27 protein-coding genes are annotated in these 25,101 nt (G+C 66.9%); 12 read left to right on the plus strand and 15 right to left on the minus strand.

Annotated elements, in window-relative coordinates:
* Window positions 1–6 precede the first annotated feature (6 nt).
* Complete coding sequence (locus E5790_RS12755) at window positions 7–390, minus strand: GtrA family protein (RefSeq protein WP_049440007.1); 384 nt, start codon at window positions 388–390, stop codon at window positions 7–9.
* Window positions 391–473: 83 nt separating this feature from the next.
* Between E5790_RS12755 and glmU the strand changes: the two genes are divergently transcribed.
* Both glmU and E5790_RS12765 read left to right on the plus strand, forming a co-directional pair.
* Complete coding sequence (gene glmU / locus E5790_RS12760; RefSeq protein WP_014648491.1) at window positions 474–1,841, plus strand: bifunctional UDP-N-acetylglucosamine diphosphorylase/glucosamine-1-phosphate N-acetyltransferase GlmU; 1,368 nt, start codon at window positions 474–476, stop codon at window positions 1,839–1,841.
* Window positions 1,810–2,343 carry a GNAT family N-acetyltransferase gene (locus E5790_RS12765; RefSeq protein WP_041863844.1) on the plus strand — a complete coding sequence of 178 codons (534 nt, stop codon included), beginning with the start codon at window positions 1,810–1,812 and terminating at the stop codon, window positions 2,341–2,343. The genes glmU and E5790_RS12765 overlap by 32 nt, the downstream gene beginning before the upstream one ends.
* Before the next feature lie 56 nt (window positions 2,344–2,399).
* Here the strand turns inward: E5790_RS12765 and E5790_RS12770 are convergent, their stop codons facing one another.
* The 7 genes from E5790_RS12770 to E5790_RS12800 all read right to left on the minus strand — a co-directional run bounded on the left by E5790_RS12770 (window position 2,400) and on the right by E5790_RS12800 (window position 10,191).
* Window positions 2,400–3,752: a HAMP domain-containing sensor histidine kinase gene (locus E5790_RS12770; RefSeq protein ID WP_014648489.1), complete on the minus strand. Its 1,353-nt coding sequence runs from the start codon at window positions 3,750–3,752 to the stop codon at window positions 2,400–2,402.
* Window positions 3,749–5,095, minus strand: a complete 1,347-nt coding sequence (locus tag E5790_RS12775; protein WP_014648488.1) for a sigma-54 dependent transcriptional regulator — start codon at window positions 5,093–5,095, stop codon at window positions 3,749–3,751. The genes E5790_RS12770 and E5790_RS12775 overlap by 4 nt, the downstream gene beginning before the upstream one ends.
* Window positions 5,096–5,216: 121 nt before the next feature.
* Window positions 5,217–5,588: a PDZ domain-containing protein gene (locus E5790_RS12780; RefSeq protein WP_014648487.1), complete on the minus strand. Its 372-nt coding sequence runs from the start codon at window positions 5,586–5,588 to the stop codon at window positions 5,217–5,219.
* A 16-nt stretch (window positions 5,589–5,604) separates the two neighbouring features.
* Window positions 5,605–6,819, minus strand: a complete 1,215-nt coding sequence (locus tag E5790_RS12785) for an FtsX-like permease family protein (RefSeq protein WP_014648486.1) — start codon at window positions 6,817–6,819, stop codon at window positions 5,605–5,607.
* Window positions 6,820–6,840: 21 nt separating this feature from the next.
* On the minus strand, window positions 6,841–8,142 hold the full coding sequence (locus E5790_RS12790; protein WP_014648485.1) for an ABC transporter permease: 1,302 nt from the start codon (window positions 8,140–8,142) through the stop codon (window positions 6,841–6,843).
* Window positions 8,143–8,152: 10 nt separating this feature from the next.
* Window positions 8,153–8,878: an ABC transporter ATP-binding protein gene (locus tag E5790_RS12795; protein ID WP_014648484.1), complete on the minus strand. Its 726-nt coding sequence runs from the start codon at window positions 8,876–8,878 to the stop codon at window positions 8,153–8,155.
* 35 nt (window positions 8,879–8,913) lie between these two features.
* A complete protein-coding gene (locus E5790_RS12800; protein WP_111206404.1) occupies window positions 8,914–10,191 on the minus strand; it encodes an efflux RND transporter periplasmic adaptor subunit in 1,278 nt (425 codons plus the stop codon).
* 203 nt (window positions 10,192–10,394) lie between these two features.
* On the opposite strand from E5790_RS12800, the gene glmS reads away from it, so the two are divergent.
* Both glmS and E5790_RS12810 read left to right on the plus strand, forming a co-directional pair.
* Complete coding sequence (gene glmS, locus E5790_RS12805; protein ID WP_014648482.1) at window positions 10,395–12,233, plus strand: glutamine--fructose-6-phosphate transaminase (isomerizing); 1,839 nt, start codon at window positions 10,395–10,397, stop codon at window positions 12,231–12,233.
* A 446-nt stretch (window positions 12,234–12,679) separates the two neighbouring features.
* Window positions 12,680–13,111 (plus strand): CBS domain-containing protein, encoded by a 432-nt coding sequence (locus tag E5790_RS12810; protein ID WP_014648481.1) that lies wholly within the window; start codon window positions 12,680–12,682, stop codon window positions 13,109–13,111.
* A gap of 67 nt (window positions 13,112–13,178) precedes the next feature.
* Here the strand turns inward: E5790_RS12810 and E5790_RS12815 are convergent, their stop codons facing one another.
* Window positions 13,179–13,607, minus strand: a complete 429-nt coding sequence (locus E5790_RS12815) for a VOC family protein (RefSeq protein WP_049404183.1) — start codon at window positions 13,605–13,607, stop codon at window positions 13,179–13,181.
* Window positions 13,608–13,697: 90 nt separating this feature from the next.
* Window positions 13,698–14,213 (minus strand): lactoylglutathione lyase, encoded by a 516-nt coding sequence (gloA, locus tag E5790_RS12820; RefSeq protein WP_111206406.1) that lies wholly within the window; start codon window positions 14,211–14,213, stop codon window positions 13,698–13,700.
* A 125-nt stretch (window positions 14,214–14,338) separates the two neighbouring features.
* Here gloA and E5790_RS12825 point away from each other — a divergent pair, with 125 nt between their 5' ends.
* Complete coding sequence (locus E5790_RS12825) at window positions 14,339–15,451, plus strand: PLP-dependent cysteine synthase family protein (RefSeq protein WP_014038552.1); 1,113 nt, start codon at window positions 14,339–14,341, stop codon at window positions 15,449–15,451.
* Between the two features lie 138 nt (window positions 15,452–15,589).
* Here the strand turns inward: E5790_RS12825 and E5790_RS12830 are convergent, their stop codons facing one another.
* Complete coding sequence (locus E5790_RS12830) at window positions 15,590–15,994, minus strand: hypothetical protein (RefSeq protein WP_014648478.1); 405 nt, start codon at window positions 15,992–15,994, stop codon at window positions 15,590–15,592.
* A 170-nt stretch (window positions 15,995–16,164) separates the two neighbouring features.
* Between E5790_RS12830 and E5790_RS12835 the strand changes: the two genes are divergently transcribed.
* Complete coding sequence (locus E5790_RS12835; RefSeq protein ID WP_111206408.1) at window positions 16,165–18,195, plus strand: M3 family metallopeptidase; 2,031 nt, start codon at window positions 16,165–16,167, stop codon at window positions 18,193–18,195.
* A gap of 73 nt (window positions 18,196–18,268) precedes the next feature.
* Here the strand turns inward: E5790_RS12835 and E5790_RS12840 are convergent, their stop codons facing one another.
* From E5790_RS12840 to E5790_RS12850, 3 genes are all read right to left on the minus strand, one after another.
* The gene (locus E5790_RS12840) at window positions 18,269–19,072 is read right to left on the minus strand and encodes an SDR family oxidoreductase (RefSeq protein WP_111206410.1); all 804 of its coding nucleotides are present in this window, start codon (window positions 19,070–19,072) and stop codon (window positions 18,269–18,271) included.
* Window positions 19,069–19,635 carry a DUF1415 domain-containing protein gene (locus E5790_RS12845; RefSeq protein WP_049406028.1) on the minus strand — a complete coding sequence of 189 codons (567 nt, stop codon included), beginning with the start codon at window positions 19,633–19,635 and terminating at the stop codon, window positions 19,069–19,071. Before E5790_RS12845 ends, E5790_RS12840 begins: the two co-directional genes overlap by 4 nt.
* A 101-nt stretch (window positions 19,636–19,736) precedes the next feature.
* Window positions 19,737–20,219 (minus strand): YajQ family cyclic di-GMP-binding protein, encoded by a 483-nt coding sequence (locus E5790_RS12850; protein ID WP_006471121.1) that lies wholly within the window; start codon window positions 20,217–20,219, stop codon window positions 19,737–19,739.
* Window positions 20,220–20,374: 155 nt separating this feature from the next.
* On the opposite strand from E5790_RS12850, the gene E5790_RS12855 reads away from it, so the two are divergent.
* The 5 genes from E5790_RS12855 to E5790_RS12875 all read left to right on the plus strand — a co-directional run bounded on the left by E5790_RS12855 (window position 20,375) and on the right by E5790_RS12875 (window position 23,969).
* Window positions 20,375–21,271, plus strand: a complete 897-nt coding sequence (locus tag E5790_RS12855; RefSeq protein ID WP_014648474.1) for a DMT family transporter — start codon at window positions 20,375–20,377, stop codon at window positions 21,269–21,271.
* A 210-nt stretch (window positions 21,272–21,481) separates the two neighbouring features.
* Window positions 21,482–22,489 (plus strand): methionine ABC transporter ATP-binding protein, encoded by a 1,008-nt coding sequence (locus tag E5790_RS12860; RefSeq protein WP_014648473.1) that lies wholly within the window; start codon window positions 21,482–21,484, stop codon window positions 22,487–22,489.
* Window positions 22,486–23,175, plus strand: a complete 690-nt coding sequence (locus E5790_RS12865; RefSeq protein WP_049439996.1) for a methionine ABC transporter permease — start codon at window positions 22,486–22,488, stop codon at window positions 23,173–23,175. Before E5790_RS12860 ends, E5790_RS12865 begins: the two co-directional genes overlap by 4 nt.
* Before the next feature lie 337 nt (window positions 23,176–23,512).
* Window positions 23,513–23,659: a type II toxin-antitoxin system RelE/ParE family toxin gene (locus tag E5790_RS22190; RefSeq protein ID WP_269471285.1), complete on the plus strand. Its 147-nt coding sequence runs from the start codon at window positions 23,513–23,515 to the stop codon at window positions 23,657–23,659.
* 10 nt (window positions 23,660–23,669) lie between these two features.
* Window positions 23,670–23,969 carry a HigA family addiction module antitoxin gene (locus E5790_RS12875; RefSeq protein WP_049439995.1) on the plus strand — a complete coding sequence of 100 codons (300 nt, stop codon included), beginning with the start codon at window positions 23,670–23,672 and terminating at the stop codon, window positions 23,967–23,969.
* A 40-nt stretch (window positions 23,970–24,009) separates the two neighbouring features.
* Here E5790_RS12875 and E5790_RS12880 read toward each other — a convergent pair whose 3' ends face one another.
* On the minus strand, window positions 24,010–24,612 hold the full coding sequence (locus E5790_RS12880; RefSeq protein WP_014648471.1) for a lipocalin family protein: 603 nt from the start codon (window positions 24,610–24,612) through the stop codon (window positions 24,010–24,012).
* A gap of 128 nt (window positions 24,613–24,740) precedes the next feature.
* On the opposite strand from E5790_RS12880, the gene E5790_RS12885 reads away from it, so the two are divergent.
* Window positions 24,741–25,064 carry a hypothetical protein gene (locus E5790_RS12885; RefSeq protein ID WP_032961212.1) on the plus strand — a complete coding sequence of 108 codons (324 nt, stop codon included), beginning with the start codon at window positions 24,741–24,743 and terminating at the stop codon, window positions 25,062–25,064.
* Window positions 25,065–25,101 lie beyond the last annotated feature (37 nt).

Consider the following 25,101-nt stretch of genomic DNA (forward strand, 5'->3'; position numbering starts at 1 on the left):
CCGCGATCAGCGGTACACCACATGGCGCATCAACAGGAACGACACGCACGCCAGCCCGCCTTCCACCAGTGGCTTGGCCAGCCAGGTGTACTGCAGGCCCAGCGCGTGGTCGACCAGGCTCACCAGCAACGTGCTTGCCGCAGTCAGCAGCAGCCACAGCCCGAAGAAGCGTGCAAAGCGCTTCCAGCCCAGCTTGTGGGTGCCGGCCTCGGCAAAGGTGTAGCGGCCGTTGAGCCAGAAGCCCAGCAGCATGCCGGCCAGGCGCCCGGCGACGTTGGCCGGTGCGACCGGCATGCCAAGCGCGGTGGCGACCACGAACACCAGCCAATCGACCAGCAGCTGCACGAGCCCGATCACGAGGTAGGCGCTTCCCTGGCGGACAAGGCTCATCGGCATGGTGAAGGAGGAGGGATGCCCATGTTAACGGCGTACGCTCTAGAATCGTCGGCAACGAACCACGGACTGCCGTTCCCATGACCCAAGCCCTGCACGTCATCATCCTCGCCGCCGGCGCCGGCAAGCGCATGAGGTCGGTGCTGCCGAAGGTGCTGCAGCCGATCGCCGGCCAACCGATGCTGGCGCACGTGATCGATGCGGCCCGCGAACTGCAACCGGCGGCCATCCATGTGGTCTACGGCCATGGCGGTGAGGCGGTGCGGCAACAGTTCGCCGACCAGCCCGACCTGCAGTGGGCTGAACAGGCGCAGCAGCTGGGTACGGGCCACGCGGTGGCGCAGGCGATGCCGCAGGTGCCGGATGCCGTGCAGGTGCTGGTGCTGTACGGCGATGTACCGCTGATCCGCGCGCAGACCCTGCGCGATCTGCTGGCGCAGCCGGGGCGGTTGGCGGTGCTGGTCGCCGAGGTTGATGACCCGACCGGTTACGGCCGCGTGCTGCGCGATGCCGAAGGCAAGGTGGGAGCGATCGTCGAGCAGAAGGACGCGACCGACGACCAGCTGCGCGTGCGCACGATCAACACCGGCATCATCGCCGCGGAGTCGACCGCGCTGCGCCGCTGGCTGTCGCAGCTGTCCAACCGCAATGCGCAGGGCGAGTACTACCTGACCGACGTGTTCGCATTTGCCGCGCATGAGTACACCCCGGCCGAAATGGCGCTGGTGGCCGACGCGCAGGAAGCCGAGGGGGCAAACGATCCCTGGCAGCTGTCGCAGCTGGAGCGTGCCTGGCAGCATCGCGCCGTGCGTGCGCTGTGCGCACAGGGTGCACGCGTGCGCGACCCGGCACGACTCGACATCCGTGGCACCGTCACCGTGGGCAGTGACGTGCTGATCGATGTCGATGTCGTTCTCGAAGGCAACATCGTGCTCGGCGACGGCGTTACCATCGGTCCGTTCAACCGCCTGAAGGACGTTACTCTCGGCCCCGGTACCGAAGTACGCGCGCACTGTGATCTGGAGGGTGTGGTCACCGAAGGCGCGGCGCTGGTCGGTCCGTTCGCGCGCCTCCGCCCAGGTACCGTGCTGGCCGATGGCGTGCACGTCGGCAACTTCGTCGAAACCAAGAAGGTCACCCTCGGCGTCGGCAGCAAGGCCAACCACCTCACCTATCTGGGTGATGCGGTGATCGGCAGCAAGGTGAACATCGGTGCCGGCACAATCACCTGCAACTACGACGGCGTGAACAAGTCGACCACCACCATCGGCGACAACGCGTTCATCGGTTCCAACAGTTCGCTGGTGGCGCCGCTGACGATCGGCGAGGGCGCGACCATCGCTGCCGGTTCGGTCATCACCCGCACCGCCCCGGACGGCAAGCTGACACTGGCCCGCGCACGACAGGAAACCATCGATGGCTGGAAGCGCCCGGTCAAGAAGTCCTGAGCCACGTATTCCGCATGCCGACGAGCTCGGCGTGCTGCCGGCAATTGAACAGCGTGCCGGCGAACTGCTGAAGGATCACGAAGCCCATCCGGTATTTGCCGGCCACGGCCTGGATCTGCCGACGCTGCAGGACGGCCTTCAGCGGGGCCAGCTGTGGGTTGTGGATGGCCCCGGCGGCGACATTGCCGGCTACCTGCTGGGCGGCGAGCTGGGTGGCGAGTTCCATGTCCTGCAGATGGATGTGGACCCGGCGCACGCGCGTCGTGGCCATGGCCGTGCATTGCTGCGGCACGCCTTGGCGCAGGCCAGGGCCACCGGCTTTGCTGCAGCGGTGCTGACCACCTTGAGCGATGTGCCATGGAATGCAGCCTTCTATGCCAGCGAAGGGTTCGACGTAGTGCCTGAGGCTGAGTGGAACGACGGCCTGCGCGCCGTCATGGCCGAAGAGGCTGCGCTCGGGTTTCCGATGCACCTGCGGGTGGCGATGCGGCGGACCTGGTAGGTGCCGGCCCTGGTCGGCACATCCGCGCATGGCGTGGAGCTACCCGATCGGCCCGCTCAACCCACCGGCAACAGGATCGACACGCACAACCCGCCATCGCCGCGGTTCTGCAGCGACACGCGGCCACCGTGCGCTTCCACGATCTCGCGCGTCAGTGCCAACCCCAGGCCGGTGCCGTTGCGCTTGGTCGAATAGAACGGCATCAAGGCGTTCTGCAGCACCTGCTCGTTCATGCCCTTGCCGCGATCCAGTACGTCCAGGCGCAGCCATTGCGGCAGCCGCGTGAGTTGCACCTGTACGTCATCGTTGGGCGGATCGGCCTCGGCGCAGGCTTCATGCGCGTTCTTCAGAAGATTCAGCAATGCCTGCCCGAACTGCGCGATGTCGATGCGGCTGCTCAGGTCCTCGTCCGGCTCGCGTTCCATGGTGAACGGGATCTGCTGGCGCAGGCTGGACAGGAACGGCGCCCAGTGCACGGTCTGCAGTTGCGGCTGCGGCAGCTTTGCGAAGCGTGCATAGCCACGGATGAAGCCTTCCAGGTGGCGTGCGCGGTCCTCGATGGTGGTGAAGATCTCCGGCAACCGGTCGAAGCGTTCGCGCTGCACCAGCACGCCACCGGAGTGGGCCAGCGAGGCGATCGGTGCCAGTGAGTTGTTGAGCTCGTGGCTGATCACCCGGATCACCTTCTTCCACGTCTGCACTTCCTGGCGGCGCAGTTCGGCGGTGAGCAGGCGTACCAGCAGCAGGTCGTGCGGACGGCCGTTGAGCTGGAAGGCGCGGCGCGACAGGTGGTAGACCTGCTCGTCATCCTCGTCGCCGTCCTCGCCCTCGGCATGCACCGCGAACAGGCTGTCGCCGCCACGGGCAATGGCATCGCGCAGCTCTACCGGCACCTGTTCCAGCACCTCTTCCAGACGCTGGCCTTCCAGCTTCCAGCCGCCATGCAGCAGCTTGCGCGCAGCCAGGTTGGAGAACACCACGCGGGCGATGCCATCGCCGCCGGAGGCAATCAGCAGCATGGCCACCGGCGTGTTCTGCACCATGGTGTCCAGCAGCAGTTCGCGCTGCACCAGGCCCTGCCGCTGTTCGCGCAGCACATCGCCCAGCTCGCGGTGCGCCTGCACCAGGTCGCCCAGTTCGTCGTTGCCCGGCCAGTACACGCCGAAGTTGTACTCGCCGTCGCGGTAGCTGCTGGTGGTGCCGGACAGTGCGCGCATCAGCGAGCGCACCGGTGCGGTGGCGCGGCGCAGGGTCCACCACATCAACGCCAGCAGGATCACGGCCGACGCCGTGGTCACCACCCAGCCATGGTTCATCCAGTACGCCAGCAGCCACGGCAGCGCAGCGGCCAGCGCCAGCACCGGCAGCAGGCGCAGGAACAGGCGGAAGGTGAACGAGCGCCGTTTCATTCGCGTGGGATGCCGTGGCGGTCCATGCGCCGGTACAGGGCCTGGCGGCTCAGGCCGAGTTCGGCAGCCGCCTGGGCGATGACGCCGTGGTTGCGTGCCAGCACGTCCTCGATGCGCTCACGGTCGGGATCGTTGCCAGCGCTCGGTGCAGGTCGTGGCGCCGGTGCGGTGCGCGGCAGGTTCAGGTCGGCCACCTCGATGCGGTTGCCGGTCGCCAGCAGTTCGGCACGCTGGATCACGTTGCGCAGTTCGCGCACGTTGCCCGGCCACGGGTGCCGTTGCAGGGCGGCGCTGGCGGCACTGGACAGCGGCTTGCCGGCCGTCAGGAAACGCTCGGCCAGTGGCACGATGTCGCCCGCGCGCTCGGCCAACGGCGGTAGTACCAGTTCCACTGTATTGAGGCGGTAGTAGAGATCTTCGCGGAACGTGCCGTCGCGGATCATCGCCGGCAGGTCGGCATTGGTCGCGCTGACCACGCGGACTTTGACCTGGCGTTCGCGATTGGAACCCAGGCGCTCGAAGCGGCCGGTTTCCAGCACGCGCAACAGCTTCATCTGCCCGCCCAGCGACAGGTTGCCGATCTCATCCAGGAACAGCGTGCCTCCGTCGGCGGCTTCGAACTTGCCCTCGCGTGCCTTGTTGGCGCCGGTGTAGGCGCCGGCCTCGGCACCGAACAGTTCGGCCTCGATCAGCTCCGACGGCAACGCGCCGCAGTTGACCGTGATGAACGGGCCTTTGGCCACCAGTGAATTGGCCTGGATGATCTGCGCGATCTTCTCCTTGCCGGCACCATTGGGACCGGTGATCAGCACCGGCAGCTCGGAGCGCGCGACCTGGCAGGCCAGGGCGATGACGCGCTCGCTGGCCGGATCGGCGAAGACCGCACCGCACAGGTCGTACTTTTCTTCCAGCGCATTGCGCTGGCGCAGCTCGCGGCTGCGGCGGCGGTCCAGTTCGCGCCGCGCCTCGGACAGCTCCAGCAGGTTGTTGACCGTGGTCAGCAGCTTGCGGTCGTCCCAGGGCTTGGCCAGGTAGTCGGCGGCGCCGGCCTTGACCAGGTCCACCGCGCTGCTCAGGTGGGTCCAGGCCGTCAGCAGGATCACCGGCAGGTCCGGGTGGCGTGCGCGGATCTGTGCGAACAGCGCTTCGCCCTCCTCGCCGGAGGTGGTGTCCTCGCTGAAGTTCATGTCCTGGATCACCAGGTCGACCGGCTGCGACTCGAGCAGGGCCAGCCCCTCGGCCGGGCTCTGCGCCTGCAGGGTGTCGATGTCGTGCAGGGAGAACAGCACGTCCAGTGCAGTGCCCACACTGGCGTTGTCGTCGATGATCAGGATCGAAGGCATCAAGCGGTTCTGCAGAAAGGGATGGGCGGCGCCGATGGAGCCGTGTTCGTGTCCATACGCCGGGAGAGCCCGGCGCCACCCATCAAGCATAGCCAAACCCGTAGCCGTCGGGGCGGCGGGCTCAGCGTCGGGGCGGCGGCGGTGGCGGTGCTGGCGGAGGCGGAGCGACCAGCGCCCTGCGCCAGGCAGCGGCGTCCACCGCGACCGTCAGTTCCTGCCTGTCGCGCTGCAGCAGGAGATAGGCCCTGGCGGCGCTTGAACGCCGCAGGGCCTCGGCAAGATGCTCGATCCTGCGTACGGTGGTGTCATCCACCCGCAGGATGCGATCGCCGCTGCGCACGCCGAAGCGGGCTTCCGGGCCGGCGGCTTCCACGCGCACCTGGCCTTCGCTCGAACGCAATGCCAGGCGCGCATCGTCCTGGCGCCACTCCAGTGTCTGCGAGCTGCCACCGCCGGCCAGTGCCGGCAGTGGCAGGAGCATCATCATCAGCATCCAGCGGATACGCATCTCATGCGCCCCGCGTGGCAACCGCAGGCGGTACCGCTGCCGCGCGCCGGGCCGGCCCGAACACCGCGATCTGGCCAAGCACCCACAGCAGCAGTGCGCCCAGCGGCAGGTAGTGCAGCGGCATGCGCGGCAGCTCGTACATGTTCATCAGTGCCAGGTTGATCGCATAGGCGGCCAGCATGCCCAGCACGATGCCCAGCGTGGCCAGCAGGAAGTTCTCGGTCTGGAAGTAGCGCAGGATCTGCCCACGCGTCGCGCCGAGCGCGCGACGGATACCAATCTGCTTGCTGCGCTGCTGCACCCAGAAGCTGGCCAGGCCGATGATGCCCAGTGCGGTGACCACCAGCAGCGAGATGCACACCGTGATCAGCAGCCCGACCATGGCCCTGTCGTTCTTGAAGTAGTCATTGCGCTGCGCCTCATAGGTCAGCTTCTCGCGCACCAGCCGGTTGGGGTCGTTGCGTTCAAGCGCGGCGATCGCGCCCTTGAGTACTTCCTCGCGCCGTTCCGGAGCGGTGCGCAGGACGTACGGGCCCTGGGTGAAATCGGTCCGCACAGGCAGCACCATCGACAGCGTGGTGTTGTTGTTGTAATCGGTGGGCGTGGCCAATGACGCGACAATACCCACCACGTGCAGTGGCTGCTTGCCCATGTAGAACGTCTTGCCCAGTGCGTTCTCGCCGGGGTACAGCCTGTCGGCGAGCGTGCGGCTGATGATCACCGAGGAGGCAGTATTGGTGGAGGCGTTCTTCTGTGCATCCTCGACGTTGCTGTATTCACTGGGCTGGAAGTCGCGGCCGGCGGTCAGCTGCAGTCCAAGCGTGGACAGTCCACCTTCGCCGAACATGTACATGGTGACGAAGGCGGTCGGACGTTCCTGTTCCTGCTTCAGCGAAACGCTGGTATTGGAGGAGTTCGGGCGGAACGGCAGCTGGTTGACCTTCGCGGCGGCGGTGACCCCGGGAACGGCGCGCAGGGCGGACAGGTCCTCCTGGGTGCGGGCCTGGCCATTGGTCTGCTTGCCGATGCCGCTGACCCGGACGAACACCAGCTCGTTCTCGGCCAGGCCGCTGGTCTGGCTGATCCGTTCAACGCGCTGGGTGACCAGGAACAGGGCATTGCAGACGATGGCGCAGGTCAGGGCGACTTCCAGCACGATCAGGGCGGCGGCTGTCTTGTGCCGGCGCAGGGTGCTGAGGATGGGGCGGATATCCATGGGAGGTCCTCGTACTCGTGCTTACTGCGACTTGAGCTGGATGGCCGGGGTAACCTGCATCGCGCGCCAGGCGGGCAGGAAACCAGCGGCGAGGCTGGCGAACAGGGTCAGGCCAATGGCCAGCAGCAGCATGCTGCCGTCCAGGTGGGCCAGGCTCGCGTAGTCCACGGGTTGCTGGCGCACCGCATACAGGCCGAGCAGGGCCAGGCCGATGCCGAGCACGCCGCCGGCAACGCCGATCGCACCGGCTTCAACCAGGCATTGCAGGAAGATCTGCCCACGGCTGGCACCGAGGGCGCGGCGCACGCCGATCTCGCCGCTGCGGCGCAGGAACTTCGCCAGCAGCAGGCCCACCGTGTTGACCAGGCAGACGCCGAGAAAGCCCAATGCCAGCCACATCTGCAGGCGCACGTCGCTGGGCACGGCATTCTTGAACGTCAACCACTCCATCACCGGGCGCAGGCGCACGTTGGTAGGGCGCTCGAAACGGCCCGCTGCGCGCTGCTGGTCCGAGTAGTTGGCCAGGTAGCTGCGGTAGTCCTCGACCTTGGCCGGATCCAGCTCCACCCAGTACTGGATCCAGCTGCAGGGCGCGTTGATCGAGTTGCTGCTGCCATCCGGATTCTCGCCGAAGCAGTTCATGTTGCCGTTGCTGCCGAACTCCAGGTCCATCGCAGTGGAAAACGGCACCAGCAGGTCTTCATCCTTGCCGTAGTTGCCGGTGGTCAGATCGAAGAAGTGGGGTTCGGGATTCCACTTCTTCATCACGCCGATCACCCGCAGTGAATGGCCACTCAGGCGGATCTCGCGACCGGTGCTGTCGGCACCCTGGAACAGCTTGTCGTTGATCGCTTTCGACAGCACCACCACCCGGCTGCGATTGTCATCATCGCTGCTGTTCCAGGCACGCCCGTACTGCATCGGCACGTCGAACATCGGGAAGAAATCGGCCGACGTCCAGCGCGTATCCACCGAGAACGGCTTGAGCGTGCTGAGCTCCGGTTCCACCGTGCCGCCGCCCGCGCTCATCATCGCCTGGCGGATGCCGCGCTTCTCGCGCAGCAGGGTCTCGGCGTCGCGCCGTGTCATCTGTTCCTCAGGCTCCTCACCCGGGGTATAGCCGCCGCGCGGGCGCGGATCGACCTGCACGTAGAACAGCTGGTCGCTCTTGCCGGGAATCGGGTCGCCGGACAGCACGTGGAACACCGTCAGCGTGGTCATCGAGGCACCGATGCCGAGCGCGATGGCGACCACCATCAGTGCGGTCAGGATCTTGTTGCGGCGGAAGCTGCGTACCGCCAATCGGGTGTAGTAGGCGAACATGGGAGTGCCCTCACTCGTTGACGGCAACGATGTGGCGCGGCGGGGTAGCCAGCACCGGTTCGCGCACCAGGTCGGTCACCTGGCCATCGACGATGTGCACGTTGCGCTGCGCGCGCGCGGCCAGTTCCGGGTCGTGGGTGACCATCACGATGGTGGTGCCGGCGGCATTGATCTCCTCCAGCAGTTCCATCACGCCGCGGGCCATCTGCGTATCCAGGTTGCCGGTCGGTTCGTCGGCCAGCAGCAGGCGCGGGCTGCCGGCCAGCGCACGCGCGATCGCCGCACGCTGCTGCTGGCCGCCGGACAGTTCGTTCGGATAGTGCTTCATGCGTGAGCCCAGGCCGACCTGGGTGAGCGCCTTCTCGATGCGTTCGCGGCGCTCGTTGGCACTCATCTTCCGGTAGCGCAGCGGCACGTCGACGTTATCGAACAGGTTCAGGTCGGGAATCAGGTTGAAGCCCTGGAAGATGAAGCCGATCTTCTGGTTGCGCAGGCGGCTGCGGGCGTCATCGCCCAGCGTGCTCACGTCCTGGCCGTCAAGCAGGTAGGTGCCGCTGGTGAAGGTTTCCAGCAGGCCGGCGATGTTGAGGAAGGTGGTCTTGCCGGAGCCGGACGGGCCGGTGACCGCGACGAACTCGCCTTCCTTGACCTGCAGTTCCAGCGAGCGCAACGCGTGGGTTTCCACCTGTTCGGTGCGGAAGACCTTGGCGACCGAACGCATTTCGAGCATGTACATGGGGTGTCCTCTCTCCAGGATTCAGGTATCAGGTATCAGTTGACGGAGACGCGTTCGGCGTCCTTGAACAGGTCGCTGCCGGAGACCACGATGCGGTCGCCCGGCTGCACCCCCGACTTGATTTCCACTTCGCCCAGGCTGCTGACGCCCAGTTCCACCGGACGCCGCACCGCGGTGCGGCCATCCATCACGTAGGCCACGCCATTGCCCTGTTCGACGAACGGGCCGCGCTCGACCTTCAGCACGTCCTTGCGGGTATCGAGCAGCACGCGCACCGACATCCGCTGGCTCTGGCGCAGGCCTTCCGGCTGCGCGCTGGCGAAGCGCACGCGGGCGTTGACCTCGCCGTTGACCACTTCCGGCGACACCGCGCTGATCTCGCCCGGGAACGGCTTGCCATTGCCGCCGGTCAGCTGCGCCGGCATGTCGATCGCCAGGTCGCGGGCGAAGCTCTCCGGCACCTTGATCTCGACCTCGAACTTGGACAGGTCGACCACGCCCAGCACCGGCGCGTTGGCAGCCAGGTTGGTGGACTGGACCGCCTGCACCTGGCCGACCTGGCCGTCAAACGGTGCGCGCAGGGTCAGTGCGTCGACCTGGCGCTGCACTTCGGCCACCACGGCCTTCTGGCGGTCGGCCAGCAGGCGCTTGTTGCGGGCATCCAGGTCGGCGCCCTGGCTCTGCAGGCGCGCATCGGTGGTGGCGTTGGCCAGGGTGATGTCGGCCTTCTTCAGCGAGTCCTTGGCCTTGGCCAGGTCGATCTGTGGCACCGCACCGCCGTCGTAGCCGCGCTGGAAGCGCTGCAGGTCGCGGTCGGCGGCCTGGCGCTCGATGGTGGCCTGGTCGGTTTCCTTGCGCGACTTGGCGCGGGCCAGGGTGGCGTCCAGCGCGGCACGGCTGGCCTCGGCTTCCAGGCCGGCCAGGGTGGCCTGTTCCTGGGCCAGCTTGCTGCGCAGTTCCGGGCTGTCGATGACCGCCAGTTCCTGGCCCTTCTTCACCACGTCACCGGCGACCACTTTCAGGTCCACGGTGCCGGCCGAGATGGCGTACAGGATCGGGCTATTGGCGGCGATCACCCGGCCGTCGGCGGCGATGTCGCGGACCAGGTCGCCGCGCTTCACTTCGGCGATGCGCACCCGGCTGCTGTCGAAGGAGCGGCTGGCATTGGACCAGGCATGCACGGCCCAGCCGATGCCGGCCAGCAGCACGATGGCGCCCAGCGCCGGCCAGCGGTAGCGCTGCCAGTTGACGCGGGTGGCGCCGGCGGGGGCGGAGGAAACGATCTGGTCCTGTGCGGAAGTGTCGCGGATCATCGGGTGCGTGCCTGACGGTGGTAGCCAGTACCAAGCACGTAGCGTGCCAACTTTATTTCCTTTCAGTTCAACAGGTTGGGCGGGCCGCTGGAGTGTCCGGGTGTCCGCGGACACCTTTCCGGACACTTTCATTAAGCGGACAGGAGGGGGAAGCCGGACACGCGGGCTAGAATGCGCCGATCGTCTTCAAGGAAACGCGTGACATGTGTGGAATCGTGGGTGCAATCGCCGATCGCGACGTGGTGCCGGTGCTGATCGAAGGCCTGAAGCGGCTTGAGTACCGTGGTTACGACTCCTCGGGCATCGCGGTGATCGATCACGCCGAGCGCCCCGAAGTACGTCGTGTCCGCCGCACCGGTCGCGTGTCGGAAATGGCCACGGCGGCCGAGGCCGAAGGGTTCAATGCGGTGCTGGGTATCGGCCACACCCGCTGGGCCACCCACGGCGGCGTCACCGAGGCCAACGCGCATCCGCACATCAGCCACGGCGTGGCGCTGGTGCACAACGGCATCATCGAGAACCACGAAGAGCAGCGCGAGAAGCTGCGGGCGCTGGGCTACACCTTCGAGTCGCAGACCGACACCGAAGTCATCGCGCACCTGATCCATCATCACCTGAAGGGCGGCGATGACCTGCTGGTGGCGCTGCAGCACACGGTGAAGGAGCTGACCGGCGCCTACGCGCTGGCCGTGGTCAGCCGCGCCGAGCCGGAGCGCTTCGTCTGCGCGCGCATGGGCTGCCCGCTGCTGGTGGGCCTGGGCGAGGGCGAGAACTTCGTCGCCTCCGACGTCTCGGCGGTGATCTCGGCCACCCGCAAGGTGATCTTCCTGGAAGAGGGCGACACCGCCGAGATCCGTCGCGATGGCGTGCGCATCTTCGATGAGCATGACCGGCCGGTCGAGCGCGATGTGCACCTGTCCGACGTGTCGCTGGCATCGCTGGAGCTTGGCCCGTACCGCCACTTCATGCAGAAGGAAATCCACGAGCAGCCGCGCGCGCTGGGCGACACCATCGAGGCGGCGATCGACGCCGGTGGTTTCCCGGCCGAGCTGTTCGGCAAGAATGCCGAAGCGGTGCTGTCGGGCATCGAGGGTGTGCAGATCATTGCCTGCGGCACCAGCTACTACGCCGGCCTGACCGCGCGCTACTGGATCGAGGCCATCGCCGGCCTGCCGTGCAGCGTGGAGATTGCCAGCGAGTACCGCTACCGCGCCGCGTATGCCAACCCGAAGCACCTGATCGTCACCATCTCCCAGTCCGGCGAAACGCTGGATACGATGGAGGCGCTGAAGTACGCCAAGGCGCTTGGACACAAGCACACGCTGTCGATCTGCAACGTGCCGGAAAGCGCGATTCCGCGCGCCAGCGAGCTGGTCTGCTACACCCGCGCGGGCGCGGAGATCGGCGTGGCTTCGACCAAGGCCTTCACCACCCAGCTGGCCGCGCTGTTCCAGTTGACCGTGGTGCTGGGCAAGCTGCATGGCCGCATCGACGCGGCGCAGGAAGCGGATTACCTGGAACAGCTGCGCTTCCTGCCGGGCAGCGTGCAGCACGCGCTGAATCTGGAACCGCAGATCGCGGCGTGGGCCGAACGCTTCGCGCGCAAGTCCAATGCGCTGTTCCTGGGCCGTGGCCTGCATTACCCGATCGCGCTGGAAGGCTCGCTCAAGCTCAAGGAGATTTCCTACATCCACGCCGAGGCCTACCCGGCGGGCGAGCTGAAGCATGGCCCGCTGGCGCTGGTGGACGAGGACATGCCGGTGGTGGTGATCGCCCCCAATGACAGCCTGCTGGAGAAGGTGAAGTCGAACATGCAGGAAGTGCGCGCCCGTGGTGGCGAGCTGTTCGTGTTCGCCGACCAGGACAGCAACTTCAATGAGTCCGAAGGCGTGCACGTGATCCGCACGCCGCGCCATGCCGGCGTGCTCAGCCCGATCGTGCACACCATTCCGGTGCAGCTGCTGGCCTACCACACCGCGCTGGCACGCGGCACCGACGTGGACAAGCCGCGCAACCTGGCCAAGAGCGTGACGGTGGAGTAACACTCCCGGATCCGTTGAATGCTGCATGCGAAAAGGGGCCCGCGTGGCCCCTTTCGTTTGCGTGGTCGGCCATGCCAAGTGGGACAGCCACCGGGTGTTCTGTCCGCCGTCGGCAGCAGGCAATCATTCTTTAATGCGCGGCATCGGCTGTATTCAGCGGCGGTTTCAGCCGCGGTGCCATTCTCTGGATCGTCGGTTGGTTCCCACGACGAACTGTCCTATCGATGCCGGTAGTGACCGATGGTCGCAGTCGTAGAATCGATTTGACCGAGGTCCGGGTTGAGCGGTTGAGCCCACCTCGTTCGCGTTGCAGCACATCGCCTGCCGATCCATTCCACGCGGCGGCCGGGTGCGCCAGACGTGCGCTGAAAGGTCTGTTCCCGGGGAGGGGGCGTATCGGAAGAGCACACTTTTTTGACTTCAGTGACCTGCACCAGGAAACAAGAATGAACGTCCGCGAACTCCTGCAATCCAAGAAAGAAGCTGTCATCACCATCGACGCCGAAGACACCATCGGTGCCGCCGCCCACAAGATGAGCGCGAACAGGATCGCTGCGCTGGTGGTGATGAAGGACGATGCCCCGGTCGGCATCATTTCCGAGAAGGACATCGTGCGTACCCTGGCCGACGACGGCCCGCAGGCCGGCCGCCGGGTGATCTCCAGCCTGCCGTCCACCGGCCTGGAAGGCATTGCGCCGGACGCGACGCTGAAGCAGGCCATGTCGTTGATGACGTACTCGCGGCGCCGTCATCTGATGGTGACCGACGGCAACCAGCTGGTCGGCATCCTCAGCCTGGGCGATATCGTGAAGAACCTGCTGGGCGAGCTGGAACTGGAAAAGGCCGTGCTTCAGGACATCTACATGGCCGCCCACTGAGGGCTGCAGCGCTGGAAGCAGGGAAGCCGGGCATTGCCCGGCTTCTTCGTTCACGGCTTCGGTGATATCAGAACGTGACCTTTACCGAGTCGGCGCTGTAGTTCGCAGGACCGTGATAGACCACTTCGATGTTGTTGCCGTCCGGGTCGAGCACGAAGGCGCCGTAGTAGCCCGGGTGGTAGGGGCGTTCGCCCGGCGCGCCGTTATCGGTGCCGCCGGCGGCGATCGCGGCGGTATGGAAGGCATCGACGGTGGCGCTGTCGCGGGCCTGGAAGGCCAGATGGTGCCGGCCGGTCAGCTGGCCGGCGGCGGCCTCGCTGCTGGCGCTGGAAATGAACAGCTCATCGGCCCAGAAGTAATCATCGCCTTCGCCGGCGATCGGGATGCCGATGGTGTCGAACACCGCCTGGTAGAAGCGGCGGCTGGCCGCCAGGTCACGCACCACCAGCTGGATGTGGTCGATCAGGCGGCCGCGGTGCAGTTCCATCGTTTCCATACGAACCTCGAAAAAAAGGGGACGGAGGGGATTAAGTCGCTTCCGGCCAATAGTGCCAGAAACGACTTAATCCCCTCCGTCCCCTTTTTGTCAGTTGGCGATGATTTCGACCCAGTAGCCGTCCGGGTCCTTGATGAAGGCCAGGTTCTTCATGCGGCCGTCGGTCAGGCGCTTCTGGAAGGTCACGCCGAGGTCCTCGAAGCGCTGGCAGGCGGCCTCGATGTCCGGCACCGACACGCAGATGTGGCCGAAGCCGCGCGGGTCGCTGTTGCCGTCGTGGTAGACCGCGCCCTGCTGGGTCTCGGTGCCGTGGTTGTGGGTCAGTTCCAGCACGCCCGGCAGGCCGGCCATCCACAGGCGGCGCTGGCTGTCGTCTTCTGGCACCACTGCGCCGGCCGGCACGTAGGCCAGGAAGTACAGGCTGAACTGGGCGTCCGGGAAGTCGCGCTTGTCGATCAGCTGGTAACCCAGTACGCGGGTGTAGAAGTCCAGCGAGGCGGTGATGTCCTTCACCCGCAGCATGGTGTGGTTGAACACGAAGCCGCTGGTTTCGGCCGGGGCCTGGGCGGCGACGCCGGGGACATCGCGCAGGGCGGGAATGGTCATGGGGGAGGTCCTTCAGACGGGGCCGTTGCCGGCCGGATGGCGCCATTCTACCGGCCCGCACCTGACGGCACCGCGACGTACAATGGCCGGATCGCACCGTTCCGTCCTGATAACGATTGCCCGCCATGTCGCAGCGTGAATGGGTGGCCGCCGCCATCCGCAAGATCGAAGCCGATTTCAACCGTTCCGCCGATACCCATCTGATCCCGCTGGCGCTGCCCGGGTTCGAGGGCATCGACCTGTACCTGAAGGACGAGTCGAGCCATCCCACCGGCAGCCTCAAGCACCGGCTGGCGCGCTCGCTGTTCCTGTACGCGCTGGCCAACGGTTGGTTGCGCGAGGGCCGGCCAGTGATCGAGGCCTCCAGTGGCTCGACCGCCGTGTCCGAAGCCTATTTCGCGCGCCTGCTGGGCCTGCCGTTCATTGCGGTGATCCCGGCCACCACCTCGCCGGAAAAGATCGCGGCGATCGAGTTCCATGGGGGCCGCTGCCACCTGGTCGAGCGCGCCTGCGACCTCAACTGTGATTCGGAAAAGCTGGCCCGCGAAACCGGCGGCCACTTCATGGACCAGTTCACCTATGCCGAGCGGGCGACCGACTGGCGTGCCAACAACAACATCGCTGAATCCATCTTCAAGCAGATGGCCGAAGAGCCCAGCCCGGTTCCGGAATGGATCGTGTGCAGCCCGGGTACCGGCGGTACCGCCGCCACGCTGGGCCGTTATGTCAGCTACCGCCGGCATGACACCCGCATCCTGTGCGCGGACCCGGAAGTGTCGGTGTTCTTCGACGGCTACAAGGCTGCCGTGGCCGGTGAACAGGACTGGCGTGGACTGACCTGTAGCGGTGGCTCGCGCGTGGAAGGCATCGGCCGGCCACGGGTGGAGCCGAGTTTCATCCCGACCAGTGTCGATGCGATGGTGAAGGTGCCCGATGCGCTGAGCCTGGCCGCGATGCGCCATGTCAGCCGCCAGCTCGGCCGCCGTGTCGGTGGCTCCACCGGCACCAACTTCATCGGCGTGCTGCAGGCCGCGCAATGGATGCGTGAGGCGGGCCACCAGGGCAGCATCGTCAGCATCCTGTGCGACAGTGGCGAGCGCTATGCGCAGAGCTATTACGACCCGGCGTGGTATGGGCGACAGGGGATCGATGTCGACGGCGCCGATGCGCAGCTGGCGGCGGCGGTGGCCGGGCAGGGGTTGCCCGAACTGCCGTGGTGCAGCCTGGAAGCGTTGTAACGCGGCAACGCACGGCCGGCTGCGCATCGGCTGGGTAGCGTCTACTGTTGGTCGACCGCTCCACGTTCAGGTCGCCGGAATCCCGCGCTGCGCGCGAAAGTCGACCCACAGTCGAATCCACCCGGTCGCCGGGGCGTCTCAATACCCCGCTGCGGTGAACGCATCCAGCACCGCATCGCGCAGCGCATCAGGCAACGCCTCGATGTCCATCGCTCGGTCATCCAGGTGCAGGCTGGGGTCCAGGATGCTGGCGCGTCCCTGGGCCAATGCCTGCAGCCACAGCAGCACGCAGATCACGAACTCGCGCTCGTGGCCCAGCTGCAACTGGCTGGCGCCGCGCTCGATCACCTCGAACGGGTACCACTCCTGGGCATCGTTGAACGTGCCGCCCTGCTGCAATACCGCCTGCAGCTGCTCCAAATGGCGGGGGGCGTCGTCGCCGGCATCGCACAGCGCGGCGATCCAGGCCAGTTCTGCCGGGCTGGCGGACAGCGCCAGCGAGCGCGCCGGTGAGATGGATGCCACTGCAGCCAGACCTTCCATGTAGGGCCTCGTTCGGTAAGTACCGCTGCGGACTCCCCCGCAGCCAGAGCTTCGGTGCGCGGCCGTCAGGCCGACGTGAACGCCGGCGCATGCCCCCTTGTCAGCCGCGCCTGTCAGCGCCATATCTGGGAAGCTGCCCGCCCGCCGGGCCCGTTCCCTGGAGATCTGCCGTGACCGTTGCCAACCCCCTGCTCGACTTTTCCGGACTGCCGCGCTTTGACGCGATCCGCCCCGAGCACGTCGCGCCGGCGCTGGATGTGCTGCTGGCCGAGGCCGAAGCTGCCGTCAGCGCAGCCGAGCGGGTGCAGCCGGTGCGTTGGGACACCTTCGTCACCCCGCTGGATGACGCCACCGAGCGCCTGTGGCGTGCCTGGGGCCTGGTCGGCCACCTGCAGGGGGTGGTCAACACCCCGGAACTGCGTGAGGCCTACAACGGCAACCTGCCGCGGGTGACCCGTTTCGCCAGCGCGCTGGGCCAGAACCTGGCGCTGTATCGCCAGTACCAGGCACTGGCCGCCAGCCCGGAGGCCGCGCATTTCAATGAAGCCCAGCGCAAGGTGCTGGACAACACGCTGCGTGACTTCCGCCTGGGCGGTGCCGAGCTGGCACCTGAGGCGCAGCAGCGCTTTGCGGCGATCAAGGAGGAACTGTCGGCGCTGTCGGCGAAGTTCTCGCAGAACGTGCTCGACGCCACCGATGCATGGTCGCTGTACATCGAGGACGAAGCGCGACTGCTGGGCCTGCCGGAAGACGTGAAGGCTGCCGCGCGCGCTGCGGCAGAGAAGGACGGCAGGACCGGCTGGAAACTGACCCTGCAGATGCCGTGCTACCTGCCGGTGCAGACCTGGGCTGAAGACCGCGACCTGCGCGAGATCCTGTACCGTGCCAGCGCGCAGCGTGCATCGGAGTTCGGCGATGACGCGCTGGACAACAGTGGCAACATCGACCGTATCCTTGCCCTGCGCGCCGAACTGGCCGCGTTGCTCGGCTTCGATTCGTACGGCCATTACTCGGTGGCGACCAAGATGGCGCAGGATCCGGCCGAAGTGCTGGGTTTCCTGCGTGACCTTGCCGCGCGAGCCAAGCCGTTCGCGGCCAAGGACCGCGCCGAGCTGGAGCAGTTCGCACGCGAGCAGCTGGGCATCGATGACCTGCAGGCCTGGGACCTGGCGTTCGCCGCCGACCGCCTGAAGCAGGCGCGTTACAGCTATTCCGAGCAGGAAGTGAAGCAGTATTTCACCGAACCGAAGGTACTGGGCGGCCTGTTCTCGGTGATCGAGCAGCTGTATGGCCTGCATGTGCAGGAAGACAGCGCACCGGTGTGGCACGAAGACGTGCGCTTCTTCCGCCTGGTCGATGCGCAGGGCGCGCTGGTCGGCCAGTTCTACCTGGACCTGTACGCACGCGAGGGCAAGCGCGGCGGTGCGTGGATGGACGATTGCCGCAACCGTCGCGTGCGTGGCGACGGCAGCGTGCAGACGCCACTGGTCTACCTGGTGTGCAACTTTGGCCGGGGCGCCAACGGCAGGCCGGCGACCTTCAGCCACAATGAAGTGACCACGCTGTTCCATGAGATGGGCCACGGGCTGCACCAGCTGCTGACCTGCATCGGCGAACTGGGCGTGGCCGGCATCAACGGCGTGGAATGGGACGCGGTGGAGCTGCCCAGCCAGTTCATGGAGAACTTCTGCTGGGAATGGGACCACCTGCAGGGCATGACCGCGCACGTGGACAGTGGCGAGCCGCTGCCGCGCGCGCTGTACGAGCGCATGCTGGCTGCGCGCAATTTCCATAGCGGCATGGCCACGGTGCGCCAGCTGGAGTTCGGCCTGTTCGACATGCTGCTGCACAGCCAGTTCGAACCGGCGCAGGACAGCGTGCTGGCACTGCTGGACCGAGTGCGCGCGGAAGTGGCCGTGAACCACCCGCCGGTCTGGAACCGCTTCCCGCACCAGTTCAGCCACATCTTCGCTGGTGGTTACGCCGCGGGTTACTACAGCTACAAGTGGGCCGAAGTGCTCAGCGCCGATGCCTACGCCGCGTTCGAGGAAGCGCCGCAGGCACTGGCTGAAACCGGTGCACGCTTCCGCGATGAGATCCTGTCGCGTGGTGGCAGCCGCCCGGCGGCGGAGAACTTCAAGGCCTTCCGCGGCCGCGCGCCGCAGATCGACGCGCTGCTGCGGCACTCGGGCATGGCGTAAGCGAAAAAAAGGGGGGACGGAGGGGATTAAGTCGTTTGTGCACAAACGACTTAATCCCCTCCGTCCCCTTTTTCTATTCGGCGTAGATCATCTTCCGGGTCATGCCGCCGTCGACGATGAAGTCCTGGCCGGTGCTGAAGCCGGACAGCGACGACAGCAGGTACACCGCCAGCGCGCCGATGTCCTCGGGGCGGCCGACCCGGCCGACCGGGTGCTGTGCCTGGTCGATGGCGGAGTACTCCGGTGCGTGTCGCCGCGAGGGGGCCTGCCAGGCCGTGGTGCCGATCCAGCCCGGACTGATGCTGTTGACCCGCACCGTTGGGCCGGCACTGATCGCCAGCGCATGGGTGAACGCCACCAGCCCGCCTTTGGCCGCAGCATAGGCCTCGCTGTGCGCTTCGGATTGCCAGGCGCGGGTCGAGGCGATGTTGATGATTGCGCCGGCGGCGCTGGCCGTCAGCGCCGGTAGTGCGTGCTTGCTGCACAGGAAGGCGCCGTGCAGCGAGGACAGGCGGCGCTGCCACTCGTCCCAGTCCATGTCCTGCAGCTGCGTGCCATGCGGTACGGCGATGCCCGCGTTGTTGACCAGCCCGTCGATACGGCTGAAACGCCGCAGGGCCACGGCGATGAAGTCGCGCACGCTGGCTTCGTCGGTGATGTCCAGGCGCTGGAATGCGGCCTCGCCACTACGCTGCCATTCCGCCAGGCACGCCTCGCCGGCCTCCACGTCCAGGTCGCCGATCAGCACGCGTCCGCCGGCACCGAGCACGGCCTGTGCGATGCCACGGCCGATGCCGTTGGCGCCGCCGGTGACCAGCACCACCTTGCCCGACAGCGGCGCGGCCGGCCATGCGGCAATCGGCGGCACCGTGCTCACGTCAGGTCTTCGCCACGCAGGCGGCGATGCCAGCCGTCCACGCCGATGCGGTCCAGGGTCTGGATGTTGCGCTCGACGATCACGTCCGGGTCCGGATAGACATCCACTGCGCGCGCCACGCTGTCTTCGCGCAGCAGGTGCAGGGTGGGGAAGGGCGCGCGATTGGTGTAGTTGCTGGCGTCGTCCGCTGCCACGCCGTCGAACTGGTAGTCCGGGTGGAAGCTGGCCACCTGCAGGATGCCCTGCAGGTCCAGTGCCTCGATCGCGGCGTCGGCGTTGTCGAGGAAATCGTTGTAGTCGAGGAAGTCCGTCAGCACCTGCGGATGCACGATCAGCGTGGTATCGATCTGCTCGGCCGGCGTATCGCGCAACAGCACCAGTTCCTCGGCCAGCTGCTCAACCAGCGCTTCCGGCGTGGTCGCATCACTGAGCACGATGCGGACCTGGTCCTTCACATACACCGCCTTGGCGAACGGGCACAGATTCAGGCCGATGACGATGCGCTCCAGCCACAGGCGGGTGGCAGCGATCGGGTCATCGGTGGGCAGGGGGGAATCGGTCATGGCGGGCACGTCGGCTGGCGGGGCCGCCATTGTAGGCGCGTCGTTGGCAACGCGCCGTCGTGCCTGCCGCTGGCAGCGCCGGGGCATGCCCGGCGGATGCCTCAGTCGCGGAAGTTGTTGAACTGCAGCGGCAGCTCGAACTTGCCGGCCTTGAGCACGGCGATGGCGTCCTGCAGGTCGTCGCGCTTCTTGCCCTGCACGCGCAGCTTGTCGCCGTTGATCTGGCTTTCCACCTTCAGCTTGGCATCCTTCAGCGCCGCCGCGATCTTCTTGGCGATCTTCTGCTCGATGCCCTGCTTGACGGTGATCTTCTGCCGGGCCTGGGCCAGGTTGGTCTCGATGTCGCCGAACTCCAGGCTGAGCACGTCGATGCCGCGTGCGGCCAGGCGAGCACGCAGGATGTCGTTCATCTGCTTGAGCTGGAATTCGGTCGGCGCGGTCTGGTTGATGACATCGCCGTCGCGCTCGAACTTTGCGTCCACGCCCTTGAAGTCGAAGCGGGTGGCCAGTTCGCGGTTGGCCTGGTCGATGGCGTTGGTCAGCTCGTGGGTGTCGACTTCGGACACGACGTCGAAGGAAGGCATGGGCGGTGCTCCGCAGGTTTCAGTGGCGATCATTCTATCGCGAGGGCCCGCATGCCCGTCCCCTGTAGAGCCGAGCCCACGCTCGGCGGCTTTGTGAAGAGCAGCCGAGCGTGGGCTCGGCTCTACAGAAAGCGACGACCGGGCGATAATGGGCCATGAACGTGCAACGCTCCCCTTCGCGTGCGGTGGCCTGGATGGTCGCTGCGGTCGCCTGTTTCTCGCTGATGGACGCTGGCATGAAGCAGCTGTCGGCCAGCTATCCGACCCTGGAGGTGACCTTCCTGCGCGGCGCGGCCTCGTTGCCGTTCGTGCTGGTCTGGGTGTTGGCCAGCGCCGGCCCGCGCTCGCTGGTGCCGCGTCGCTGGGGCCTGCACCTGCTGCGTGGCGCGCTGGGCATGGCGATGATCGGCTGCTTCGTGTTCGCCCTGCGCGACCTGCCGCTGTCCACCGCCTACACCATCTATTTCGTCGCCCCGCTGCTGATCGCCGCCTTGTCGGTACCGCTGCTGGGCGAGCGGGTCGGGCCACGGCGCTGGGTCGCCATCGGCATCGGCCTGGTCGGCGTGCTGGTGGTGCTGCGGCCGGGCGTGGACGGTTTCATCTCGGTGCCCGGCCTGATGGTGCTGGCTGCGGCCACCGCCTATGCCGTGGCGGCGATCACGGTCAGCCTGCTGACCCGCACCGATACCTCGCAGTCGATGGTGGTCTGGTTCCTGGTGATCATGGCCATCGGTGCCGGCCTGCTGTCCCTTCCCGGCTGGGTGCCGCTGCAGCTGGCGCATGCGCCGCTGATCGCCGGCATGGGCCTGGCCGGGGCGCTGGGCCAGATCGCCCTGACCAAGGCGTTCCAGCTGGGCGAGGCCTCGATGATCGCGCCCTTGGAATACAGTGGCCTGGTCTGGGTGATCGGTTGGGATCTGGCCTTCTGGGGCCAGCTGCCTGATGGCTATACCTGGGTGGGCGCCGCGATCATCGTGGCTTCGGGGCTGTACCTGCTGCATCGTGAGCGCCTGAACCGGGTGCAGCCACCTAAGCCGCTGGACCATCCCTGAGCCGGTTGGGCCTGGGAATGGGGTCAGGGCCCCTGCGGGGATCCGACCCCGGGGTCGGATCCCCGCAGGGGCTCTGACCCCAGCCAACACGTCGGCGCGGGCGGCTTAGAACCAAAAGGAATAACATTCTGGCCCATGGCGCGGGCGCGCGACCGCCTGCGCTGGTAGGCTGCACGCCCCCTTCCGTCACCCAGCCGGTGAGCCACGCCCGTGATCGAGTTCCAGCGCCTGCACAAATCCTATGCCGTTGCCGGCCGCGAAGTCAGCGCGCTGCAACCGCTGGACCTGACCATCGAGGCCGGTGAGGTATTCGGCATCATCGGCCATTCCGGCGCCGGCAAGTCGACCCTGATCCGCATGATCAACCGCCTGGAAGAACCCAGCGGTGGCCGGCTGCTGATCGGTGGCGAGGATGTCACCGCACTGGACGCGGACGGCCTGCGCACGCTGCGCCGGCGCATCGGCATGATCTTCCAGCACTTCAACCTGCTGTCGTCGCGCACGGTGGCTGGCAATGTCGCCTTCCCGCTGGAACTGGCCGGCACGCCGCAGGCGGAGATCGACGCGCGCGTGGCCGAGCTGCTGCAGACCGTGGGCCTGGAAGCGCATGCGCAGAAGTATCCGGCGCAGCTGTCCGGCGGCCAGAAGCAGCGTGTCGGCATCGCCCGTGCGCTGGCGACCCGCCCGCAGATCCTGCTGTGCGACGAGGCCACCAGCGCGCTGGATCCGCAGACCACCGCCTCGGTGCTGTCGCTGTTGTCGAAGATCAACCGCGAGCTGGGCCTGACCATCGTGCTGATCACCCACGAGATGGACGTGATCCGCCGTGTCTGCGACCGCGTGGCCGTGCTCGATGCTGGCCAGATGGTCGAGACCGGTCCGGTTACCCGGGTGTTCCTGCATCCGCAGCACCCGACCACGCGGCGGTTCGTCAGCGAATCGGAGCACGTGGACGAAGGGGCGTTGCACCGCGATTTCGACGTGGTGGGCGGGCGCATCGTGCGCCTGACCTTCCTCGGCGGCGACACCTACGAACCCCTGCTGGGCAGCGTCGCGCGCCAGACCGGGGTCGACTACAACATCCTGTCCGGCCGTATCGACCGGATCAAGGACACCCCCTATGGCCAGCTGGTGGTCGCCCTGGTGGGCGGTGACCAGTCCGCCGCGCAGGCTGCCTTCGTGGCTGCCGGCGTGCATGTCGAGGAGCTGCGTCGATGATCATCGCCACTGCCGGCGGTTTCTTCCGTCACCTGGATGCGGGCAAGTGGGCCGACATCGGCCAGGCCACCCTCGACACCCTGCTGATGCTGCTCGGTTCGCTGCCGCTGACTCTGGCCATCGGCCTGCCGCTGGGTGTGCTGCTGTACCTGTTCGGGGCGCCGCAGATGAAGCGCCGGCCGTTTGCCTATGGCGTGCTGGCTCTGGTGGTGAACCTGCTGCGCTCGGTGCCTTTCATCATCCTGATGATCGTGCTGATCCCGGTCACGCTGTTCCTGATGGGTACCTCGCTGGGCGTGCGCGGCGCGATCGTGCCGCTGGTGATCGGCGCGGCGCCGTTCTACGCGCGCCTTGTCGAGACCGCGCTGCGCGAAGTGGATCGTGGCGTGATCGAGGCGACCCAGGCGATGGGCGCCACCACCTGGCAGCTGGTCACCCGGGTGCTGCTGCCGGAAGCACGACCGGGGCTGATCGCCGGGGCGACGGTCACCACCGTGGCCCTGATCGGCTTCACCGCGATGGGCGGTGCGATCGGTTCCGGTGGCCTCGGCGACCTGGCGTTCCGCGATGGTTACCAGCGTTCGCACACCGACGTGGCGCTGGTCACCGTGGTCCTGTTGCTGGTCCTGGTGCAGCTGCTGCAGATGCTCGGCGACCGCCTGGTCGCGCATTACAGCCGCAGATAACAGAGTGCCGGGCGGCGCCCGGCATCGTTCGCGTAGTGCCGGCCGCTGGCCGGCAGCTTGCAGCCTGCAGAGTGTCGACAGGGTGCCTGTAATGGCGCCAGGCTCTGGAAGCTGCCACGTCCATCAGGGATCGATATCGCCAGACTGGGACTGGCAGCACGTCGCGTTCCTTGGTGTGTTCCGTAAGGCGTAATACGTTTGGCGGAATGATCCGTTCATTCCGCTGCAAGCAGACCCGGCCCTGTTTGAAGGAACCTGCCCTCGCGCTTGGCGCCCGATACGACGCGCTGCTGAACGTAAACTCCAGCTGCTCGATTCGGCACAGACGCTGGCCTTCCTGCGCAGCCCGTCCGGGAATCGTCTTGAGGCGCTGTCAGGTGATCGGAGAGGACAATACAGCCTCCGTGTCAACGATCAGTGGCGGCTCTGTTTCACCTGGACCGACGGCGGCGCCGATGCCGTGGAAATTGTTGACTATCACTGAGGTGCCCGCCATGAAGCGTCCCCACAACGGCATGCGCGCCATCCATCCTGGCGAGATCCTGCGCGAAGAGTTTCTGCTGCCCCTGTCGCTGAGCGTGAATGCGCTGGCGAAGGCGCTGGATGTTCCCGCAACGCGGCTGCACGCCATCGTCCACGGTCAGCGCAGCATCTCGGCGGACACGGCAGCGCGGTTGGCACGGCATTTCGGCGGGGATGCCGCTTCCTGGCTTGCGATGCAGGCGGCCTACGATCTCAAGACATTGCCAACACGCAGCGAGATCGAACGCCGCGTGCAGCCTCGGGCGGCATGAACCCTGGACGCGCGGCCCCGGATCCGTGCCCACGATCCGGTCAACGCGCGTTCGGTACTTCGTAGCCCAGCTTCCCGACCTGTTCCGGATGCTGAGGCACGCGCTTGAGCTTGTCGGTGTTCACGCCGTACTCGTCGCGCAGGCGCTCGGCCAGCTCCTTGTACAGGGCTTTGTCCATGTCCGGCTTGCGCGCGAAGATCCAGGCCATTTCGCGGCCCGGATAACCGATCAGTGCCCATGAATAGTCCGGGGCCACTTCCAGTACCCGCGAGTGGGTCGGCACCACGCGATAGAACCAGGTTCGCCAGCCATGGTTGCCGCTGTCCGGATCGACGCTGGCACGTGCGCGAATTTCCTGCAGTGGTTCGCCGAAACCATCACGGTAGCGGTAGGTGATGGCGACCTTGTGCTCGTCGCGCAGCTCGTACTCGTTGACGCTGGCGACATGCCCGCGTTCGATGAAGTTCGGCACGCGGCCGATCACATACCAGGTGCCCATGAAGCGCTTCAGGTCGATCGGCGCCCCCGGGTCGGCCGCGTCGGTGGCGCTGGCGCGGGGCGACGGCGGCTCACTGGCGGCCATGGCAGGACCTGCCAGGGACAGAGCCAGCAGCACGGCGCAGAACGGGCGGATCGAAGTCATGCGGGAGCGGGCTCCAGTGGGCTTGCACGCGCATGGTCGACTGTGTGCACGCGATCCGTCAATGGTGTCGCATCCTGTGAGAAGGGGCTTGCCCAAGCTGTGTTGCATTGTCTACCGGAGAAGCCCCCATGAACGCTCGTTCCGTCCGTCGCCCTGCAACTGAACGCGTCATCGAACGCGCCGACCCACGCCTGCTGCGCGGCGTGCGGCAACTGGCGCTGGCCGGGCTGGCGCTGATCCTGGTCTGGCCGGCGGCACGCGGCAGCAGCGCGTGGCTGGGCTGGCTGCCGATGTGGCTGGTGGGCATGCCGCTCGCCGCCTGGTGGGCGCTGCTGCGCTTTCCGCTGCCGCACCCGTCATGGCGATGGCGGGCGCGGCGTACCGGTGGACAGGCGCGCCGTCGGCCGGCTTCCGCCGCACGCGGCCGGCGCGGTCCGGCGGCCACGGCCTGACCTTCGACACGGGGGAGGCCGCGACATTCCGTGCTAG

The sequence above is a fragment of the Stenotrophomonas sp. PAMC25021 genome (genome assembly GCF_004795795.1).
In the GTDB taxonomy this organism is placed as follows: Bacteria; Pseudomonadota; Gammaproteobacteria; order Xanthomonadales; family Xanthomonadaceae; genus Stenotrophomonas; species Stenotrophomonas muris.

Bases quoted from the DNA above. Each gene is read 5' to 3' on its own strand.
- E5790_RS12885 (WP_032961212.1), top strand. From the start codon at position 24,741: ATGAACGCTCGTTCCGTCCGTCGCCCTGCAACTGAACGCGTCATCGAA.
- E5790_RS12775 (WP_014648488.1), bottom strand. From the start codon at position 5,095: ATGCCTTCGATCCTGATCATCGACGACAACGCCAGTGTGGGCACTGCA.
- E5790_RS12795 (WP_014648484.1), bottom strand. From the start codon at position 8,878: ATGTACATGCTCGAAATGCGTTCGGTCGCCAAGGTCTTCCGCACCGAA.
- E5790_RS12765 (WP_041863844.1), top strand. From the start codon at position 1,810: ATGGCTGGAAGCGCCCGGTCAAGAAGTCCTGAGCCACGTATTCCGCAT.
- E5790_RS12815 (WP_049404183.1), bottom strand. From the start codon at position 13,607: ATGGAAACGATGGAACTGCACCGCGGCCGCCTGATCGACCACATCCAG.
- E5790_RS12855 (WP_014648474.1), top strand. From the start codon at position 20,375: ATGAACGTGCAACGCTCCCCTTCGCGTGCGGTGGCCTGGATGGTCGCT.
- E5790_RS12850 (WP_006471121.1), bottom strand. From the start codon at position 20,219: ATGCCTTCCTTCGACGTCGTGTCCGAAGTCGACACCCACGAGCTGACC.
- E5790_RS12755 (WP_049440007.1), bottom strand. From the start codon at position 390: ATGAGCCTTGTCCGCCAGGGAAGCGCCTACCTCGTGATCGGGCTCGTG.
- E5790_RS12880 (WP_014648471.1), bottom strand. From the start codon at position 24,612: ATGACTTCGATCCGCCCGTTCTGCGCCGTGCTGCTGGCTCTGTCCCTG.
- E5790_RS12785 (WP_014648486.1), bottom strand. From the start codon at position 6,819: ATGGATATCCGCCCCATCCTCAGCACCCTGCGCCGGCACAAGACAGCC.
- E5790_RS12780 (WP_014648487.1), bottom strand. From the start codon at position 5,588: ATGCTGATGATGATGCTCCTGCCACTGCCGGCACTGGCCGGCGGTGGC.
- gloA (WP_111206406.1), bottom strand. From the start codon at position 14,213: ATGACCATTCCCGCCCTGCGCGATGTCCCCGGCGTCGCCGCCCAGGCC.
- E5790_RS12770 (WP_014648489.1), bottom strand. From the start codon at position 3,752: ATGAAACGGCGCTCGTTCACCTTCCGCCTGTTCCTGCGCCTGCTGCCG.
- E5790_RS12800 (WP_111206404.1), bottom strand. From the start codon at position 10,191: ATGATCCGCGACACTTCCGCACAGGACCAGATCGTTTCCTCCGCCCCC.
- glmU (WP_014648491.1), top strand. From the start codon at position 474: ATGACCCAAGCCCTGCACGTCATCATCCTCGCCGCCGGCGCCGGCAAG.
- E5790_RS12830 (WP_014648478.1), bottom strand. From the start codon at position 15,994: ATGGAAGGTCTGGCTGCAGTGGCATCCATCTCACCGGCGCGCTCGCTG.
- E5790_RS12810 (WP_014648481.1), top strand. From the start codon at position 12,680: ATGAACGTCCGCGAACTCCTGCAATCCAAGAAAGAAGCTGTCATCACC.
- E5790_RS12875 (WP_049439995.1), top strand. From the start codon at position 23,670: ATGAAGCGTCCCCACAACGGCATGCGCGCCATCCATCCTGGCGAGATC.
- glmS (WP_014648482.1), top strand. From the start codon at position 10,395: ATGTGTGGAATCGTGGGTGCAATCGCCGATCGCGACGTGGTGCCGGTG.
- E5790_RS12825 (WP_014038552.1), top strand. From the start codon at position 14,339: ATGTCGCAGCGTGAATGGGTGGCCGCCGCCATCCGCAAGATCGAAGCC.
- E5790_RS12865 (WP_049439996.1), top strand. From the start codon at position 22,486: ATGATCATCGCCACTGCCGGCGGTTTCTTCCGTCACCTGGATGCGGGC.
- E5790_RS12790 (WP_014648485.1), bottom strand. From the start codon at position 8,142: ATGTTCGCCTACTACACCCGATTGGCGGTACGCAGCTTCCGCCGCAAC.
- E5790_RS12845 (WP_049406028.1), bottom strand. From the start codon at position 19,635: ATGACCGATTCCCCCCTGCCCACCGATGACCCGATCGCTGCCACCCGC.